The following is a 1353-nucleotide window of genomic DNA, read 5'->3' as shown; positions in this document are numbered from 1 at the left end:
GATTGAGCAACCTGATGTCTGGAAAATAGGGCGAGCGTGGGTTAGGCATCCTGATAGTCCCACTTGATGTAGCCCTTGGTGTCGGCGGCCCATTTTTCATCGATTTCGACGAGGACGGCGCTGACGAGGCGTTCGAGGGAGGCTTCGTTGGGGAAGACCCTGATTTTGGTGGTGCGGCGTTTGAGTTCCTGCTGGATGCCGCGTTCCATGGGGTTGGAGGTGCGAAGCCGGCGCTGGTGGGGTTCTGGCAGCGTGAAGACGCTGAGGCCTTCGGGGATATTTCGTTCGAGCCAATCGGCGAGCTTTGGTGCGGTGTCGCGATAGGCATTGACGAGGGTTGTGAGAGCGATCTGGGCAGCGGCGAGGGAATTGGCGTTCCAGACGGTCCGGAGTTCGGCGCCGATGCGTTTGCGGATGGCGTGGTTGGGGGCGTGGTGGATGGCGTTTTGGGCGAGGTGGAACTGGCATCGTTGCCAGTGTGCGGCGCCGAACACGCCGCGGCGTGCGGCGTGCAATCCGGCATGGTCATCGGAGACGATGAATTCGACGCCGCGCAGGCCACGCTGATGGAGGCTTTCGAGGAAGGCACGCCAATGGATTTCGGCCTCGGAAAGGGCGACCGAGACGCCGAGGACACGGCGGCGTTCATCGGGTCCGATGCCGATGGCCGAGAGCACGGCGGCATCGCGGACGACGCCATTATCGCGCATTTTTTCATATCTGGCGTCGAGGATGAGGTAACGGATCTCGGCGAGGGGTCGGGTGCGCCAGGCGGCGAGTTCGTCATCGAGCAGTTTGCTGGCGCGACTGACCTGAGCGGAGGAGAGGCTTTCGATGCCGAATTCGCGCATGACGGCTTCAACGTCGCGGGTAGAGACGCCTTTGATATACATTTCGGCGACGGCGACCATGACGGCGCGGACCGAGCGTCGGCCGCGTTCGAGGGACTGTGGGTAGAAGGGTTCGCCCACGTGACCGGCGGTTTTGGGGACATCGACGGTGATCGACCCGACCGGGGTATCGATCCGCTTGGGCTTGTAGCCATTGGCGTAACCCTGACGATCGGGGTTGCGCTCGTAGTGGCTGGCGTGAAGGAAGCGTTCGCGCTCGATCTGCATGGCGAGTTCGAAGGTCCTGGCAAACACCGTGGCGATATCGCCTGCGCCGTTTTCGATCAGATGTTCCAAAAGTGCCTCGATAATCGTATCCTTTTTGGCGTCCATTCATCGGTCTCCATGTTGGTGTGAACAACTGCATGGAATACCAGAATGAACAGCCCTTGCCGGGGCATGCCCCGGCAAGGGCACCAACTCCCAACCCCAAATGAATTTCCAGACGTCAGGTTACACCACC

The 1353-nt window shown here is 60.9% G+C and carries 1 protein-coding gene; it reads right to left on the bottom strand.

Annotated features, from left to right (window positions below; translation table 11 throughout):
• Window positions 1–41 precede the first annotated feature (41 nt).
• A complete protein-coding gene (locus BW994_RS18760; RefSeq protein ID WP_076454867.1) occupies window positions 42–1223 on the bottom strand; it encodes an IS256 family transposase in 1182 nt (393 codons plus the stop codon).
• Window positions 1224–1353: the final 130 nt, after the last annotated feature.

Source organism: Acidiphilium rubrum, assembly GCF_900156265.1.
Lineage (GTDB): Bacteria > Pseudomonadota > Alphaproteobacteria > Acetobacterales > Acetobacteraceae > Acidiphilium > Acidiphilium rubrum.
Note: the sequence above shows the minus strand (reverse complement) of the source record. Positions and strands in the feature narration are given on the sequence as shown.